The following is a 14,881-nucleotide window of genomic DNA, read 5'->3' as shown; positions in this document are numbered from 1 at the left end:
GCGCTCATGATGCACAAACTGCGATCACTCGGACCCGCCGTCGCAAGCGTCTCGCCGGTCGAGGCCCTGCGCGCCGGGGTCGGGGCCATTGTCGGGCTTGGATTGGCCGGTCTGTTCCTGCTGTCACCTGCGATGGACCCGGACTTGGGCCTCTATCTGATCGCGCCGTTCGGGGCGACATCGGTGCTGCTTTTCGCGGTGCCCAACAGCCCCCTGGCACAGCCCTGGTCGGCGGTGGTCGGCAACACCGTCGCGGCGCTGGTGGGGGTTGCCGTCTGCATGACCGTGGCCGACCCGACACTGCGGGTCGCGCTGGCCGTGGGCTTGGCGATCACGGCGACGATCCTGTGCCGCGCCGTGCATCCACCTGCAGGCGCCGTGGCGATGACGGCCGCAATGAGCCCCGCCGCGATCCAGGAACTCGGGTTCCGGTTTGCGCTGACCCCGGTCGCCGCCGGTACCATCGTGCTGGTGGCTCTGGCCGCGATCTATGCCCGGCTGACCGGTCGCCACTACCCGTTTCGGCAATTCGAAACCGGTGGCGAGACGACGCCCGGATCGCGCATGCGGCTGGATCTCAGCGAGGACGAACTGGTCGAACTGCTCGGCCGCTATCGCCAGTCGTTCAACATGGGGGTCGAAGACCTGGCGCAGTTGATCGGTGCGGCGGAACTGCAGGCGGCCTCGCATACCGCCAGTGCCGAGACCGCCGCGGACATCATGTCGGACAAACTGATCACCGTCCGGTCCGACACCGGCCTGGGCGAGGTGGCGGATCTGTTTCGCAAGCACCGCTTCACCTCGCTGCCGGTGGTCACGGATGAGGGCAGATTTCTGGGCGTGATTTTTCAAATGCACCTGATCGACCGGACGAGGCAGGACGCGCTGCGCCTGGATCGCGGGTTCGCAGCCGCCTTTCGGCGGCTGGTGGACCGCGAGCGGGGCATGCCGGTACGGGCCGAAGAGATCATGGAGGTGGCCGGCCCCCGCGCCACGACAGGCACCCCCATCGCCGCCTTGCTGCCGATGATGGCGGATGGCGCGGTCGATGCGGTGCCCGTGCTGGAATACGACCGTCTCGTCGGGATCGTGACCCGCACAGACCTGATTGCCACCCTTGCGCACAGGGCCCTGCGCAGCGCCTGACATCCCCCTGAATGCAAAACGGCCGGGGTCATCCGACCCCGGCCGCCGCAACGCATCATAGTGCCCCGTCACATGTTGGGATAGTTCGGTCCTTCGCCGCCCTGCGGCACCGTCCAGTTGATGTTCTGGCTGGGGTCCTTGATGTCGCAGGTCTTGCAGTGGACGCAGTTCTGGAAGTTGATGACGAAACGCGGGCCGCTTTCGTCCTCGACCACCTCGTAGACCCCTGCCGGGCAGTAGCGTTGCGCCGGTTCGGCGTATTTTGGCAGGTTGATCGAGGTCGGCACATGCGGGTCTTTCAGCTGCAGGTGCGCGGGCTGGCTTTCCTCGTGGTTGGTAAAGCTGAACGAGACGTTGGTCAGCCGGTCAAAGCTGAGCTTGCCGTCGGGCTTGGGATAGTCGATCGGTTCGAACTTGGCCGATATGCCAGTGGCCTCGGCGTCGGTCTTGCCGTGGCCCAGCGTGCCGAAGAAGGAAAAGCCCAGCGTGTTGTTCGTCCACATGTCCAGCCCCCCCAGCGTGAGGCTGGCCGTGAGACCGTATTTCGACCACATCGGCTTGACGTTGCGAACCATCTTGAGGTCCTTGCCGATGGCGCCCTCGCGGACCTCGGTCTCGTAGTCCGACAGCTCGTCGCTGGACCGGCCATCCTGCAGCGCGGCAAAGGCCGCCTCTGCCGCCGCCTTGCCCGAGAGCATGGCGTTGTGGTTGCCCTTGATGCGCGGCACGTTGACCATGCCAACCGAACAGCCCAGCAGGGCGACGCCCGGCGCCACCATCTTGGGCATCGACTGGTAGCCGCCCTCGCTGATCGCACGGGCACCGTAGGCGACGCGCTTGCCGCCCTCCAGCAGCTCGGCCACCATCGGGTGGTGCTTGAAGCGCTGGAATTCCATGTAGGGGTACAGGTAGGGGTTCTCGTAGTTCAGGTGCACGACGAAGCCGACGTAAACCTGGTTGTTCTCAAGATGGTAGATGAACGACCCGCCCCCGGCGTTCGAGCCCAGCGGCCAGCCCATCGTGTGCGTCACGCGTCCCTCGTGGTGCTTGGCCGGGTCGATCTCCCAGATCTCCTTCATGCCAAGGCCGAATTTCTGCGGCTCCTTGCCGGCAGAAAGGTCGAATTTCTCGATCACTTCCTTGGACAGCGAGCCGCGCACGCCCTCACCCAGGAAGACGTATTTGCCCAATAGTTCCATGCCCGGCTCATAGCTGGGACCCGGCGTGCCGTCGGGGTTCTTGCCGAATTCACCGGCCACGACGCCGCGCACCTCGCCGTTTTCGCCGTAGACCAGTTCGGAACAGGCCATGCCCGGGAAGATCTCGACGCCCATCTCCTCGGCATGTTCGGCCATCCAGCGGCAGACATTGCCCATCGAAACGATGTAGTTGCCGTGGTTGTTCATCAGCGGCGGCATCGGCCAGTTGGGGATGCGCAGCTTGCCCGCCTCGCCCAGCATGTAGAAGTTGTCCTCGGTCACCGGCACGTTCAGCGGGGCGCCCTTGTCCTTCCAGTCGGGGATCAGCGCGTCCAGGCCGCAGGGGTCCAGCACCGCCCCCGAAAGGATATGCGCCCCGACCTCCGATCCCTTTTCCAGCAGAACGACCTGCAGATCGGCGTCAAGCTGTTTCAGCCGGATCGCGGCAGAGAGGCCTGCGGGGCCGCCGCCAACGATGACGACATCGTATTCCATGGATTCGCGCTGAAAGTCGGACATTCCGGCTCCTTCCCTTCGGGGGGCATTGAAATTTTCTTTCGCGACTGAGTAGCGCGGCAGTGCAGCACAGGTCAATCACGACACGGCGTTGCAAGGTCCTATTGCGACACTGCCGCGCGTTCCCCGGCCCCGTCCTGCAAGAAAAAAGCCGCCCGAAGGCGGCTTTTCCATCTGTCCGGTGCTGTCCTAGGCTCAGAAAACCGGCACGATCTCGATCTTGCCGCGATCCGGGCCGACCTTGAGCAACCGATAGGCATTGGTGCCGAAATACAGCGTGCCGTCCGGCGCCTCTGCCATCGCGGTGATCCATTCCGCGGGACCGCCACGCAGCCGCTCTCCCTTGAGCAGCCCCTCGGGGCCGTCCTGGGCCACGGGCACGAACCGCAGGTCCACGCCCTTGGTCAGGATGTAGGTTTCTCCCTTGGCGTCGATGCCCGCGTAGTTGAAATAATCCTCGCCCAGGTCGATCAATGCGCCCGACCCGTCCGGGGCCAGCATCATCGAATCCATGTTGGTGCGCAGGACCATCATCTTGTCCCCGGCCATCCGCACCGCCTTGGGGTAAGAAACGCGATACGGCGTTTCGGACATCTCGAAAGCGCCGGTGCCGAAATCCACCGTCACCACGTTGCTGACATAGCCGTCGTGCAACTGCTTGAAGTCCGCCTTCTGCAGCTTGCTCAGGTCGTCCGGCTCGTCCGCCTTCTCCTCGGCGTCGGTCTTGGTGTAGTTGGTCAGAATCAGCGCCTTGTCCGCCCCCGGCGCCAGGGCGATCAGGTTGGACTTGATCTTGCCCATCGCCACCCGCGCCATCTGCTCTCCGGTGGCGGCGAACAGCAGGCTGACCGAATCGTCCTTGTAGTGCTGGTCGAGCACGGCAATGGCACCGGCGCGCGGATCATAAGCCATGTCGTCCACGTCCGAGGCCTTCCAGGCAAAGGACATGTCGGCGGTCTTGTAGGCGGTCAGCGTGTCCGCATCGTCGCGAAAGAAGACCAGCTCGCCATCGACGCCATGCACGATCTGGCGCACCAGTTCGGACACATAGCGCCGGTCCGTCACCTCCAGCGTCTCGGCGGACAGGGCATAGACCGTCCGGTTGGTGCCGCCCACGAGGACGGTCTGACCATCGGGGGACACGCTGATCGTTTCGATGGACTGGGCCGGTGCGGATGTGGCAGCAATACCGGAAACCGCGGCAGCCGCGGCAAGGGAAATAAGGGAACGCATATCAAAATCTCGTTGCTAATAAGGTGCAGACCACAGTACCCGCGCCGGATCGAAAGTCAAACCCGCAGGCAGACCGGAAAAATCCCGCTGGTCTGACGGCCCGCTTGGCTTTACATCGGCGCAACGGGCGACGACACTCCTGAAACACTCGCTGAAGAGGCAGAGACGATCCGAAAATGGACAAGATCCTGATGACCCGCGCGGGTTACACCGCGCTCGAAACCGAATTGAAAAAGCTCAAGTCCGAGGAGCGGCCCGCCATCATCCAGGCGATCGCCGAGGCACGCGAACTGGGCGACCTCAAGGAAAACGCCGAATACCACTCGGCGCGCGAGAAGCAGGGATTCATCGAGGGCCGTATCAAGGAACTGGAAGGTGCCCTTGGCCTGGCCGAGGTGATCGACCCCAAGTCGCTCTCCGGCCCGATCAAGTTCGGCGCCACCGTGACCGTCGTCGACGAGGACACTGACGAGGAAAAGACCTGGCAGATCGTGGGCGAACACGAGGCCAGCGTCGAAAAGGGCCTGCTGAACATCAAGTCGCCCATCGCCCGTGCCATGATCGGCAAGGAAGAGGGCGACAGCGTCGAGGTTCGCACCCCGGGCGGCGCCAAGTCCTATGAAATCCTGAGCATCGCCTACAAGTAGGGCAGACACGCCATGAGCGACCCAAAGGACGCCCGCCCCACGCTGCCCGGCCTCTATGCCCGCGGCGCGGCCGAGGGCGTCACCGGAATCGAGATCGCCGCGGCGGTGATCTCGGTCATCTGGGTCGTGATCTCGGGCTGGTATTTCCTTGGCCTGCCCGAAAGCGAAGGCGGGCCACTGCGGTTCCTGCTGGCGCTCATGGTGATCGTCATGCCGGTGGCCCTGATCTGGGTGGCGGCGCTGGCGATCCGCGCCGCCCGCATCATGCGCAGCGAAAGCGCCCGCCTGCAGGCCGCCATCGACGCGATCCGGCAGGCCTATGTCGCCCAGGCGCAAAGCGGCAAGGGCCAGCCACCGCACCCGATGCTGGTCAAGCGGCTGGACGATATCGCCGGCGCACAGAAGAACCTGGAATCAACGCTGGCGATGTTGGGCGGCATCCGCCAGGGCGGCCAGCCCGGCGCCCTGCCCGCCCCTGACGGCACCGAGGGCGACGACCAGCCCGCCCTGTCGCTCGGCACCCCGGCAGAGGCGCTTCAACCGCCCTTGCCCAACGCCGACTACATCCGTGCGCTGCACTTCCCGGAAACCGCCGAGGACGAGGAGGGCTTTGCCGCCCTGCGTCGGGCGCTCAAGGATCGCGGCACAGCCAAGCTGATCCAGGCGGCCCAGGACGTCCTGACCCTGATGAGCCAGGACGGCATCTACATGGACGACCTGCGCCCCGATCTTGCCCGCCCGGAAACCTGGCGCGCCTTTGCCCAGGGCGAACGCGGCCGCCCCATCGCCTCGCTGGGTGGCGTGCGCGACCGGTCCTCGCTGGCATTGGCAGCCGGACGAATGAAACAGGATCCGATCTTCCGCGATGCGGCGCATCACTTCCTGCGCCGCTTCGATACCAGCTTTTCCAGTTTCGAGCCCGGTGCCTCGGACGAGGAAATCTCGGCCTTCGCCATGACGCGCACGGCGCGCGCCTTCATGCTGCTGGGCCGGGTGGCGGGCACCTTCGACTAGAGGCCCGCGGCCCAAGCTTCTTCTGTGTCAAAATACTCCGGGGGGCGACCGCAGGGAGACGGGGGCAGCCCCCCGCCACGGGTCACAACCCGAAACTGCCGAAGGGGATATAGCGCACCGGGTCACCCGGCGCGATCTCTGCCGCCGCATCCGGCAGTTCCACCAGCCCCTCGGCCCAGCTCAACCCCGATATCCGACCCGAGCCTTCGGACTTGAACACCTCCACCCGGCCATCGCGCAGGCGGGCGCGCAGGTATTCGCGCCGTCCGGGTTTCTTTTTCTTGGAAAATGCCGCCGGCACCATGTAGCCCGCCGGGTCGTCCCAACCGGCCCCGGCCAGCAGGCGCAACGCCGGGCGGGCAAAGACCAGGGAACAGACGAAAGCCGCAACCGGGTTGCCCGGCAGACCGAAGACCGGCTTGCCTTGCCACAGCCCCAGCGCCAGGGGGCGCCCCGGTTTCAGCGCGATGCGCCAGGCGGTCAGCACCCCGGTCTCACGCAGCAGCGCCGAAACATGGTCCTCATCCCCCGCCGAGGCTCCACCGGATGTCAGGATCGCATCAACCTCAGCCACGTCAAGCCGCGCGCGCAGCGCCTCTCGGTCGTCCGGCACATGGCCAAGATCGACAGGGGCATGGCCGAAATGCGCGATGAGCGACAGCAACATGGGCCGGTTTGCATCGTAGATCTGCCCCGCCGCAGCGGCCTGTCCGGCGGGCACCACCTCGTCCCCGGTCGACAGAACACCGACGCGCAGGGGCGTGTAGACGGGAAGATCGGCAAGTCCCGTGGCGGCGGCCAGGGCCAGGTCCGCCGGGGTCAGCATCCGCCCTTGCGACAGGATCTCGTCGCCCTCGCCCACGTCCTCACCCGCGCGGCGGGTGTTGGAACCGGGTTTGACCGGGCCGCGAAAGGCCACCGCCGCGCCATCGGTCGCGCAATCCTCATCCAGCACCACCGTGTCCACGCCTTCGGGCAGGGCCGCGCCGGTCAGCACGCGGATGGCATGGCCGGGCGGCACCGCGCCGGTATAGGCAAGGCCCGCCGCGGCGCGTCCCTCGACCAGTGGCAGGGTGAACTCGGTCGCATCGCCGATGGTCGCGGCAGCGAACCCATAGCCGTCCACCGCGGTGTTGGGCAGCGGCGGGTTGGCACGCCGGGCCATTAGCGGCGCGGCCAGCACCCGACCTGCCGCCGACATCACGGGCACATCCTCGCGGGCGACGACCGGGTGCAGCCGGTCGCGCAACATGTCCAGCGCCTCGTCCACCGGGGTCCAGTCGACACCGGGCGGCAGGGCGAAACAATCGTTGTTCAGGGGGGGCGGTTTCAAACTCATGCGGCCAGGCTCCCGATCAATTCACCCTCGGCGCCAAGCCCCAGGATCCAGCCCTCTTCGGGGGCCTCCACCGACAACATGGCCTGCAGGCGCTGGGGAGGCAGATCCGACAGCGCGCGGGCCAGCAGGCGGACCTGTACCGCGTCGCGGATGTCATCGGGGCCGGTTGCCCGACGCACGGCGTCATTGATCAGACCCGGCCATATTTCGACAAAGGCGACAGGCCGGTCGAGCGGCTCGAAGGGCCAGACGGATACCTGCCCGGCAAACCGCTGTCGCAGTCGCTCCAGCACCGGCAACCCCATGATCACCTGCGACCCCACGGCCCCCGCGCCTGCCAGTTGCCAGCAAGTAAAGGTGCCTGTGCCCCGCAGTTCACAGGCCCGGCGGTCGGGAAATGGATTTTCGTATCCGGCCTTGGTGCGCGGCAGGCCCGAAATGTCCCGTTTCAGCCCGTTGCCCCAGAACGGCCCCCGCCCCTGCAACAGCCGGGTGTTGATCTCGCCGGCGAGGTCGAAACGGTTGTTTTCGGTCGGCGCATCCTCGACCCGCGCGGACAACCAACGCCAGACTGAAAATGCATCGGCCTGTCCCGTCAGTGCCTCGGCATAACCCGCCGGGTAGCCAAAGGGAAAATCGAACCCGATGCACAGGCGCTCTCCCCGGGTCAGGGAGGTCTTGATGACATCGGCAAGCGTCTCTTCGGCCACTTGCCGGTTGCGTTGGTACACTGGCTTCGCCTCACCCTCCGGGCCGGTCTCACCGATCCAGATCGCGTCCTTGCGGGGCCGTGGCCCGGCGTCGTTGCCGCCCGACCAGTCCACCATCAGAAAGCGGTCGAACCCCGTCATTCCGCCGCCCTTGCCAGGCCAACCTCCGCAAGGATGAAGTCCGCCACAGCCACGGTATCGTTCAGGTCAAAGACGGGCCTGTCCAGTGTCAGGGGTGTATCCGAGGCCACGGCGCGCACTGTGGGATCCTCATGGGCGATCAGCGGGTTGCCGGTCTCGGCCCGGTAGGCCTCGATCTTGGGATGCCGGTCGCGCTTGTAGCCCTCGACCATCACCAGGTCCACCGGCGCCAGCCGCGCCAGCAGGTCGTCCAAGGTCGGCTCCCCGGCGCCACGCAACTCTATCATGTGCGCGACGCGGTTGCGTGAGGACAGGATCACCTCAGATGCGCCCGCGTGTCGGTGGCGATAACTGTCCTTGCCCGGGTGATCCACGTCGAACGTGTGATGCGCGTGTTTGACCGTGCTGACGGTCAGCCCGCGCGACGTGATTTCCGTCACCAGCCGTTCCATCAACCCGGTTTTCCCCGCGTTCTTCCAGCCTGTCACCCCGTAGAGCCTCATAGCAGCGCCTCCGCCTGTGCCAGATCCTCCGGCGTGTTCACGTTGAAGAATGGATCGAAGGGCGTGGAGGGAAAGAGCGCCTCGCGCCCGCCGTGTTTCTCTGTCCAGAGCACGACCTTTTTCAGGCCGCCCTCCAGCGCCGCGCGCAGGTCGTCGCGCAGCGCCACCGGCCAGAGACCGAAGGTCGGATGCCGGATCAGGCCCGAACGCGACTTGCTGCGGGTTTCGGCGTCGCCCCTGGTCGCGGCCAGCACCAGCGGATGATCCTGCCCCTCGCTGGCCAGCAAAAGGCGCGGGACCAGGTCACAGGGAAAGAACGGCGTGTCGGCGGCGACGCTGACCAGCGTGTCCGCCCCCTGTTCGGCGGCCCAGTCCAGCCCGGCCAGAACCCCGGCCAGCGGCCCGGGAAAACCGGCGATGCTGTCGGCCACCACCGGCAGGCCCGTCTCGGCAAAGCGCGCCGGGTCGCCATTGGCGTTCAGCGCCAGCACTGCCACCTGCGGTGCAAGCCGGTCGATCACGCGGGACAACAGCGTCTGTCCACCGAGCGACAGCAGGGCCTTGTCCCCGCCGCCCATGCGCGAGGCCAGGCCGCCTGCAAGGATCACGCCAACGGGCTGTTTCATGCCTGCCCCGCGCTCTTGCGGCGATGCTTGCTGCTTTCCTCGGGCACCGCATCCGGGTCCATGTCGCGCACCAGCCGCTCGGCACCGGACAAGCAGGTGAACCGTTTGCCGCGCATCCGCCCGATGCAGGTCAGACCCACCTGCCGCGCGATCTCTACCCCCCAAGCGGTAAAGCCGGACCGGGACGCCAGCACCGGGATACCCATCAGCGCCGTCTTGATCACCATTTCCGAGGTCAGCCGCCCGGTGGTGTAGAGGATCTTGTCCTCCGCGCTGACGCCCTCGCGGAACATCCAGCCCGCGATCTTGTCCACCGCGTTGTGGCGGCCCACGTCCTCCATGTAGACCAGCGGACGGTCGCCCTGGCACAGGACCGTGCCGTGAATCGCCCCGGCCTCGAGGTACAACGAGGGCGTCGTGTTGATCTTGTGCGCCAGCGCGTAGAGCCACGAGGTCCGCACCTCTGTCGCCGGCAGGCGCACCTGTTCCAGCCCTTCCATCATGTCACCAAAGACGGTTCCCACGGCACAGCCGGAGGTCCGCGTCTTTTTTTGCATCTTTTCCTCGTAGGTGGTCTGCGAGGCGGTGCGCACGACGACGGTTTCCAGTTCCTCGTCGTAATCGACGCCGGTGATCTCTTCGCCGTCGGCCAGCATGCCCTGGTTGCGCAGGAACCCGATGGCCAGGTATTCGGGGTAATCCCCGATGGTCATGGCGGTGACGATTTCCTGCCGGTTGAGAAAGATCGTCAGGGGGCGTTCCTCGACCACGGAGACCTCGACCTCGGCGCCGGTATGGTCCGTTCCGGTCACGGCGCGGGTCAGGCGCGGTGCCCCCGGGTCGGGCGCGATCAGGTAGTCGGACGCGAGGTCATTATCCGGGTGGTCGGCAGGTGATTGCATCTGGCCTCTCCCCTGGGCTAGGGCGAAGTACGTTAGTGAGGGTGTAGTCATGGACGGCACAGATGTGATGTCAAGCTATTGGCGCGGGGTGCGAAATGCCCTGCCCTTCCTGTTCGTGGTCGGCCCTTTCGGAATGCTGTTCGGCGTTGTGGCGACGGATGCGGGGCTGAACGTCTTTGAAACGCTGATGTTTTCCATCGTCGTCATCGCGGGCGCGGCGCAGTTCACCGCCGTCCAGCTGATGCAGGACAATGCGCCGACCATCGTCGTGCTGGTTTCGGCGATGGCCGTGAACCTGCGGATGGCCATGTATTCCGCCTCGATCACGCCGCATCTGGGCCCCTTGCCGCTATGGAAACGGATGTTCGTCGCCTATTTCCTGGTGGACCAGGTCTATGCGGCCTCGATCATCGATTACGAAGAACGACCGCAGCAGACACTGGCAGAGAAATTCGCCTTTTTCATGGGGGTCGCGACGCCGATCTGCCCGCCCTGGTACCTCTTCACCCTCGTGGGCGCCTGGGCCGGTGAGGCCGTTCCGCCCGAGCTGGGCCTCGATTTCGTGCTGCCCATCGCCTTTATCGCGCTCTTCGCGCCCGCGCTGCGCACCGGCGCCCATCGCGCGGCGGCCCTGGTCGCGGCGCTCATGGCGCTGGCTTTCGCGTTCCTGCCCTACAACCTCGGCCTGATCGTCGGCGCTGTGGCAGGGATGATGGCAGGCGCCGAAGTGGAACGCCGCGCCGGGTTGCAGGCAGACCGGAGGCCGGGCGCATGAAAGACCTCTGGATCGTCATCATCGGGATGGGCCTGGGCTCTTTCGCCCTGCGCTTCGTGTTTCTGGGGCTGGTCGGCGACAGGGCCATGCCGGACTGGCTCTTGCGGCACCTGCGCTATACCGCCGTGGCGGTCATGCCCGCGCTGGTGGCGCCTTTGGTGATCTGGCCCAGCGCGACGGGCGGCGAAACAGATCCCCTGCGGCTGGCCGCCGCCGCCGCTGCGCTGATTGTCGGCTATGTCACGAAAAGCCTTTATGGCGCTGTCGGCGCGGGCGCCGCGGTCATGATCGCGGGCGCCTGGCTGCCGTTCTGACGGCCCGGATCAGGGCTGACCGGCCTGGGTCGTCTTGCCGGCCTCGAGCGCGGCAATCGCCGCGTCCTTGTCATCCGAATCGTTTTCGCGCAGCTCGCGACGGCTGACGTTCGGCAGTTTTTCGAAGCGGTTGGCCAGCTTCATCGGCGTCCAGATGCCGCCCAGCGATTCGAACCCGGGCAGCTGGCCCAGGGTGTCGGACACCGCGTTGGAACACAGGGCCGGCGCCGCCGCCCCCTTGGACTGGACCAGCTTGAGCGCGCGCTCCGCCACCGCACCGTCCACCGGACGGCGCAGCGCCAGCATCCGGTAGGTGCTGCGGGCATGGGCGCTTTCGAAGAACTGTTTGGCCTGCGGGGTGATCCCGTAAAGAACGTCGCCGATTTCAGGCACGTTCTGGAACCGGACAGAGCCGGCGGGATCGTAGATCACCCGCTGCGATGGGGCATTGATGAGCATGGAGGAATGCGCACCGGACCCGGTCCGGTTGTTGATCATCGTGTAAAGGATGATCTCCGGCTCTCCCGGGTGACGGTAGGCGGCGGCGGCCGCCTGTTCCGGTGTCGAGTCGGGACCGGAAACGCTGCCTGCGCAACCGGCCACGAGAACCGAGGCACCAAGCCCCGCCATCGCCGCACGTCTGTTCATCATTTTACCCCACCCCGCCCCGAGGGGCGGTTCGTCCGATCAGGAATTGAAGATCGCCATGAAGATGACGATGCACAGGATCACGATGACCGTGCGGATGGTGAAATTGATGAACCCTTCAAAGGTCTTTTCCTGAACGGTGATGTCCATGCTTCCGTGCTTGTGCTCAGCCATGTCGATTTTCCTGCGGCCTGTCCCGTGTTTGCTTTCCGTGATGAGTTAGCGCAATTCCGCGCCCCTGTCACGCACCGCCGGGGGCCAGGATGTCGCGCCTGGCCCCCGGCGCACGCAGATGTGAGCCTTGTGCCCGTTCAGACGGCTTGAAACAGCCAGGCGCCGTCGTCGCGGCGGGTTCGGTCCGCCCGTCCCTCGTGCCAGAGATGCAGGCAATGGGCCATCGCCTCGACCAGCGCCAACCCGTATTCCGCGTCCCCGATCCGGCGCTTGAACAGCGGCGGGAAACAGTCTCCGGCCGTCTGTGGCGTGGCCAGGTGCCCGTGCAGCCGCTCCAGCGCGCCGTGGTGATTCTCGATCAGTTGCGCCATGCGCAGCTCCAGCCCGGTAAAGGGCAGCTTGTGCCCGCCCATGACCAGGTGATCTGGGCGCGCCAGCGTTGCCAGCCGCTCGCAGGATTCCAGCCAGTCGGCCACCGGGTCCGCCTCGGGTTCGGTCGCATAGACACCGAGGTTGGAACTGATCGAGGGCAGGATCTGGTCCCCGGCCAGCGCAAGATGATCGTCCCGCGACCAGAGCGTCGCATGTTCCGGCGCATGGCCGTTGCCGACATGCACGTCCCAGTCACGCCCGCCGATGCGCAGGACATCGCCCTGCTTGATCCGCGTGAAGCCCAGCGGCATCGGCGCCACCACGTCGGCAAAGTTGAAGGGTCGTTCCGCCATCCGCTGTTCCAGGATGCGCGGCTCCATCCCGGCGCTCCGCCAGTAGTCCAGCGTTTCACGTGTGGGGCGGTCCTGTGCGTCCAGTTGCAGCATACGGGCAAACAGCCAGGCGGTGCGTGTCGTCACCAGTTCGGCGCCATGCGCCGTCTGGAACCAGCCCGCCAACCCCATGTGGTCGGGGTGATGATGGGTCACCACCACCCGCCGCACCGGCCTGCCGCCCAGCGGCCCGGCCATCAGGCCCTGCCACAGCTCACGCGAGGTGCGCGAGGCAAAGCCGGTGTCGACCACGGTCCAGCCGTCCCCGTCATCCAGCGCGTAGACGTTGACGTGGTCCAGCTTCATCGGCAGCGGCAGGCGCATCCACAGCACGCCCTCGGCCAGTTCGATGGCCTCACCCGGGGCGGGCGGCGTTTCCCAGGGATAGCGGATTGCGCGCACCGTTCCGTCCATCACGCCACCAGGTCCTCTGTCTTCAGGTTCGCTAGCGCGCCGACCTCGGCCCGGGCCTCGGCCAACAACCCGGCATGTTCAGGCAGCAGTCGCTGGATGTAAAAGCCTGCCAGCCGGGCATCGGCGCTGTCCGGCGCAGCCAGGGCCGCGCGCAGATGATAATGCGCCCCCAGCACGCGGGCAAACCCCATCAGGTAGGGCACGGCGCCGCCGAAACGGTCGCCCATGTCGCGCGCCACCAGCGCCTCGGTGGTCTCGCGCAGCGATTCAGCGGCCTGCCAGACCGGCTCTGCCAGCTCCGGCATCTGGCCGCGCGCCGCCTCGGCGCCGCTCTCGATCTCGTCCAGCAGGGCAAAGATCGCCTCGCCCCCGTCCATCATCTTGCGCCCGACAAGGTCCATCGCCTGGATGCCGTTGGTGCCCTCGTAGATCGCCGTCACCCGCACGTCGCGCAGGTACTGAGCGGCGCCGGTTTCCTCGACATAGCCCATTCCGCCATGCACCTGCACGCCAAGGTTGGCCACCTTGATGCCGGTTTCCGTGCCAAAGGCCTTGGTGATCGGCGTCAGCAGGGCGGCACGCGCCTTCCACTCGGCATCGCCGGTGGCGTTGCCCATGTCGATCGCCACCGCCAGCGACAGGGCAATGGCCCGCGCGGCAAAGGTTTCGGCCTTCATGGTGGCCAGCATCCGGCGCACGTCCGCATGGCCGATGATCGTCCCCTCGGGGCTGCGCCCCTGCTTGCGCTCCTGCGCATAGCCCAGCGCGTGTTGCAGCGCGCCCTCGGCGACGCTGACCCCCTGCACACCAACGCCCAGACGCGCGTTGTTCATCATGGTGAACATGGCACGCATCCCGTCATGCGGCTCCCCTACCAGCCAGCCGCGGGCGCCGTCGTACTGCATCACGCAGGTCGGCGAACCGTGCAGGCCCATCTTGTGTTCCAGGCTCACCACATGCAGGTCATTGGCCACGCCCGGGTTACCGTTTTCATCCGGGATCCGCTTGGGCACCAGGAACAGGCTGATCCCCTTGGTCCCCGGCACGCCATCCGGCAGACGCGCCAGCACCAGGTGGCAGACGTTTTCGGAAAAGTCGTTGTCTCCCCAGGAGATATAGATTTTCTGCCCGGTCACCGCGTAGGTCCCGTCGCCGTTGGGCACGGCCTTCGACGATAATGCCCCCACGTCCGACCCGGCCTGCGGCTCGGTCAGGTTCATGGTCCCCGCCCATTCCCCCGAGATCAGCTTGGGCAGGTACAAGTCCTTCAGCTCGTCGCTGGCATGATGTTCCAGCGCGTCGATCTGGCCTTGGCTCATCAGCGGGTTCAGCTGCAGCGCAAGGCAGGCGGCGCCCATCATATCGTTGACACAGGTGGTCACGGTCAGCGGCAGCCCCATGCCGCCATAGGCCTCCGGCGCCGATGTGGCGATCCAGCCGCCCTCGGCCAGCGCCTTGAACCCCTCGGCAAAGCCTTTCGAGGTCCGCACAACGCCGTTCTCCAGCCGCGCGGGATCAAGATCGCCATTGCGCTGCAGCGGCGCTAGTACTTCCTCACACAGCTTTCCGGCCTCGCCCAGAACGGCGGCCACGGTTTCATGGTTCGCTTCGGCAAAACGGTCAGTCGCGGCAACGGCGTCATAGCCGACAACGTCGCGCAAAAGCCGCATGTAGGCATCGATCGGCGCACGATATGGCATGGGTGTCTCCTCCGGCTTGGCAAGGACGCGCCGCTCTTGTAGCACGCGCGCAGCGCGGGTGTGAGGGTACTTCCCGCCGCCCGCGCTTCAACCGGAACGCCGCGTCATAAGGGGTC

Annotated in this window: 16 protein-coding genes; 5 read left to right on the top strand and 11 right to left on the bottom strand. The window is 66.2% G+C overall.

The annotated features are described in order from the left end of the window. Nucleotides 1-9 precede the first annotated feature (9 nt). Nucleotides 10-1,146, top strand: coding sequence for an HPP family protein (locus BLQ71_RS17670; protein WP_083342298.1), 1,137 nt, complete (start codon nt 10-12; stop codon nt 1,144-1,146). Nucleotides 1,147-1,214: 68 nt separating this feature from the next. Here the strand turns inward: BLQ71_RS17670 and BLQ71_RS17665 are convergent, their stop codons facing one another. Together BLQ71_RS17665 and BLQ71_RS17660 are read right to left on the bottom strand one after the other, a co-directional pair. Further along, complete coding sequence (locus BLQ71_RS17665) at nt 1,215-2,864, bottom strand: electron transfer flavoprotein-ubiquinone oxidoreductase (protein WP_074622650.1); 1,650 nt, start codon at nt 2,862-2,864, stop codon at nt 1,215-1,217. 192 nt (nt 2,865-3,056) lie between these two features. Further along, nucleotides 3,057-4,094, bottom strand: a complete 1,038-nt coding sequence (locus tag BLQ71_RS17660) for a PQQ-binding-like beta-propeller repeat protein (RefSeq protein ID WP_074622649.1) — start codon at nt 4,092-4,094, stop codon at nt 3,057-3,059. A gap of 176 nt (nt 4,095-4,270) precedes the next feature. Between BLQ71_RS17660 and greA the strand changes: the two genes are divergently transcribed. Continuing rightward, nucleotides 4,271-4,741 (top strand): transcription elongation factor GreA, encoded by a 471-nt coding sequence (gene greA / locus BLQ71_RS17655; RefSeq protein ID WP_043141653.1) that lies wholly within the window; start codon nt 4,271-4,273, stop codon nt 4,739-4,741. A gap of 12 nt (nt 4,742-4,753) precedes the next feature. Beyond that, nucleotides 4,754-5,755 carry a hypothetical protein gene (locus BLQ71_RS17650; RefSeq protein WP_074622648.1) on the top strand — a complete coding sequence of 334 codons (1,002 nt, stop codon included), beginning with the start codon at nt 4,754-4,756 and terminating at the stop codon, nt 5,753-5,755. An 82-nt stretch (nt 5,756-5,837) separates the two neighbouring features. Here BLQ71_RS17650 and BLQ71_RS17645 read toward each other — a convergent pair whose 3' ends face one another. From BLQ71_RS17645 to fdhD, 5 genes are read right to left on the bottom strand one after another with little or no spacing between them, the layout of a single operon-like run. After that, complete coding sequence (locus tag BLQ71_RS17645; RefSeq protein WP_074622647.1) at nt 5,838-7,094, bottom strand: molybdopterin-binding protein; 1,257 nt, start codon at nt 7,092-7,094, stop codon at nt 5,838-5,840. Continuing rightward, on the bottom strand, nt 7,091-7,945 hold the full coding sequence (locus BLQ71_RS17640) for a molybdopterin guanine dinucleotide synthesis (RefSeq protein WP_074622646.1): 855 nt from the start codon (nt 7,943-7,945) through the stop codon (nt 7,091-7,093). Before BLQ71_RS17640 ends, BLQ71_RS17645 begins: the two co-directional genes overlap by 4 nt. Then, a complete protein-coding gene (gene mobB, locus BLQ71_RS17635) occupies nt 7,942-8,448 on the bottom strand; it encodes a molybdopterin-guanine dinucleotide biosynthesis protein B (RefSeq protein ID WP_074622645.1) in 507 nt (168 codons plus the stop codon). The genes BLQ71_RS17640 and mobB overlap by 4 nt, the downstream gene beginning before the upstream one ends. Continuing rightward, nucleotides 8,445-9,074, bottom strand: coding sequence for a molybdenum cofactor guanylyltransferase MobA (gene mobA / locus BLQ71_RS17630; protein WP_074622644.1), 630 nt, complete (start codon nt 9,072-9,074; stop codon nt 8,445-8,447). Before mobA ends, mobB begins: the two co-directional genes overlap by 4 nt. After that, nucleotides 9,071-9,976 carry a formate dehydrogenase accessory sulfurtransferase FdhD gene (gene fdhD / locus BLQ71_RS17625; protein WP_043141635.1) on the bottom strand — a complete coding sequence of 302 codons (906 nt, stop codon included), beginning with the start codon at nt 9,974-9,976 and terminating at the stop codon, nt 9,071-9,073. Before fdhD ends, mobA begins: the two co-directional genes overlap by 4 nt. Nucleotides 9,977-10,025: 49 nt before the next feature. Here fdhD and BLQ71_RS17620 point away from each other — a divergent pair, with 49 nt between their 5' ends. Together BLQ71_RS17620 and BLQ71_RS17615 are read left to right on the top strand one after the other, a co-directional pair. Then, nucleotides 10,026-10,751, top strand: coding sequence for an AzlC family ABC transporter permease (locus BLQ71_RS17620; protein ID WP_074622643.1), 726 nt, complete (start codon nt 10,026-10,028; stop codon nt 10,749-10,751). Further along, the gene (locus BLQ71_RS17615; RefSeq protein ID WP_074622642.1) at nt 10,748-11,065 is read left to right on the top strand and encodes an AzlD domain-containing protein; all 318 of its coding nucleotides are present in this window, start codon (nt 10,748-10,750) and stop codon (nt 11,063-11,065) included. The genes BLQ71_RS17620 and BLQ71_RS17615 overlap by 4 nt, the downstream gene beginning before the upstream one ends. A 9-nt stretch (nt 11,066-11,074) precedes the next feature. Here BLQ71_RS17615 and BLQ71_RS17610 read toward each other — a convergent pair whose 3' ends face one another. The 4 genes from BLQ71_RS17610 to BLQ71_RS17595 all read right to left on the bottom strand — a co-directional run bounded on the left by BLQ71_RS17610 (nt 11,075) and on the right by BLQ71_RS17595 (nt 14,765). Next, nucleotides 11,075-11,716: a hypothetical protein gene (locus BLQ71_RS17610; RefSeq protein WP_308421212.1), complete on the bottom strand. Its 642-nt coding sequence runs from the start codon at nt 11,714-11,716 to the stop codon at nt 11,075-11,077. A gap of 36 nt (nt 11,717-11,752) precedes the next feature. Next, entirely contained in the window at nt 11,753-11,887 is a 135-nt protein-coding gene (locus tag BLQ71_RS17605) for an aa3-type cytochrome c oxidase subunit IV (protein WP_074622641.1), read from the bottom strand. 137 nt (nt 11,888-12,024) lie between these two features. Continuing rightward, nucleotides 12,025-13,065 (bottom strand): MBL fold metallo-hydrolase, encoded by a 1,041-nt coding sequence (locus BLQ71_RS17600; protein WP_074622640.1) that lies wholly within the window; start codon nt 13,063-13,065, stop codon nt 12,025-12,027. Further along, nucleotides 13,065-14,765 (bottom strand): acyl-CoA dehydrogenase family protein, encoded by a 1,701-nt coding sequence (locus tag BLQ71_RS17595; protein WP_074622639.1) that lies wholly within the window; start codon nt 14,763-14,765, stop codon nt 13,065-13,067. The genes BLQ71_RS17600 and BLQ71_RS17595 overlap by 1 nt, the downstream gene beginning before the upstream one ends. Nucleotides 14,766-14,881: the final 116 nt, after the last annotated feature.

Origin of the sequence: Antarctobacter albus (assembly GCF_900101505.1) — a bacterium.
In the GTDB taxonomy this organism is placed as follows: Bacteria; Pseudomonadota; Alphaproteobacteria; order Rhodobacterales; family Rhodobacteraceae; genus Antarctobacter; species Antarctobacter albus.
This window is presented reverse-complemented; position numbering and strand designations above follow the sequence as displayed.

Bases quoted from the DNA above. Each gene is read 5' to 3' on its own strand.
- BLQ71_RS17670 (WP_083342298.1), top strand. From the start codon at position 10: ATGCACAAACTGCGATCACTCGGACCCGCCGTCGCAAGCGTCTCGCCG.
- BLQ71_RS17665 (WP_074622650.1), bottom strand. From the start codon at position 2,864: ATGTCCGACTTTCAGCGCGAATCCATGGAATACGATGTCGTCATCGTT.
- BLQ71_RS17660 (WP_074622649.1), bottom strand. From the start codon at position 4,094: ATGCGTTCCCTTATTTCCCTTGCCGCGGCTGCCGCGGTTTCCGGTATT.
- greA (WP_043141653.1), top strand. From the start codon at position 4,271: ATGGACAAGATCCTGATGACCCGCGCGGGTTACACCGCGCTCGAAACC.
- BLQ71_RS17650 (WP_074622648.1), top strand. From the start codon at position 4,754: ATGAGCGACCCAAAGGACGCCCGCCCCACGCTGCCCGGCCTCTATGCC.
- BLQ71_RS17645 (WP_074622647.1), bottom strand. From the start codon at position 7,094: ATGAGTTTGAAACCGCCCCCCCTGAACAACGATTGTTTCGCCCTGCCG.
- BLQ71_RS17640 (WP_074622646.1), bottom strand. From the start codon at position 7,945: ATGACGGGGTTCGACCGCTTTCTGATGGTGGACTGGTCGGGCGGCAAC.
- mobB (WP_074622645.1), bottom strand. From the start codon at position 8,448: ATGAGGCTCTACGGGGTGACAGGCTGGAAGAACGCGGGGAAAACCGGG.
- mobA (WP_074622644.1), bottom strand. From the start codon at position 9,074: ATGAAACAGCCCGTTGGCGTGATCCTTGCAGGCGGCCTGGCCTCGCGC.
- fdhD (WP_043141635.1), bottom strand. From the start codon at position 9,976: ATGCAATCACCTGCCGACCACCCGGATAATGACCTCGCGTCCGACTAC.
- BLQ71_RS17620 (WP_074622643.1), top strand. From the start codon at position 10,026: ATGGACGGCACAGATGTGATGTCAAGCTATTGGCGCGGGGTGCGAAAT.
- BLQ71_RS17615 (WP_074622642.1), top strand. From the start codon at position 10,748: ATGAAAGACCTCTGGATCGTCATCATCGGGATGGGCCTGGGCTCTTTC.
- BLQ71_RS17610 (WP_308421212.1), bottom strand. From the start codon at position 11,716: ATGATGAACAGACGTGCGGCGATGGCGGGGCTTGGTGCCTCGGTTCTC.
- BLQ71_RS17605 (WP_074622641.1), bottom strand. From the start codon at position 11,887: ATGGCTGAGCACAAGCACGGAAGCATGGACATCACCGTTCAGGAAAAG.
- BLQ71_RS17600 (WP_074622640.1), bottom strand. From the start codon at position 13,065: ATGGACGGAACGGTGCGCGCAATCCGCTATCCCTGGGAAACGCCGCCC.
- BLQ71_RS17595 (WP_074622639.1), bottom strand. From the start codon at position 14,765: ATGCCATATCGTGCGCCGATCGATGCCTACATGCGGCTTTTGCGCGAC.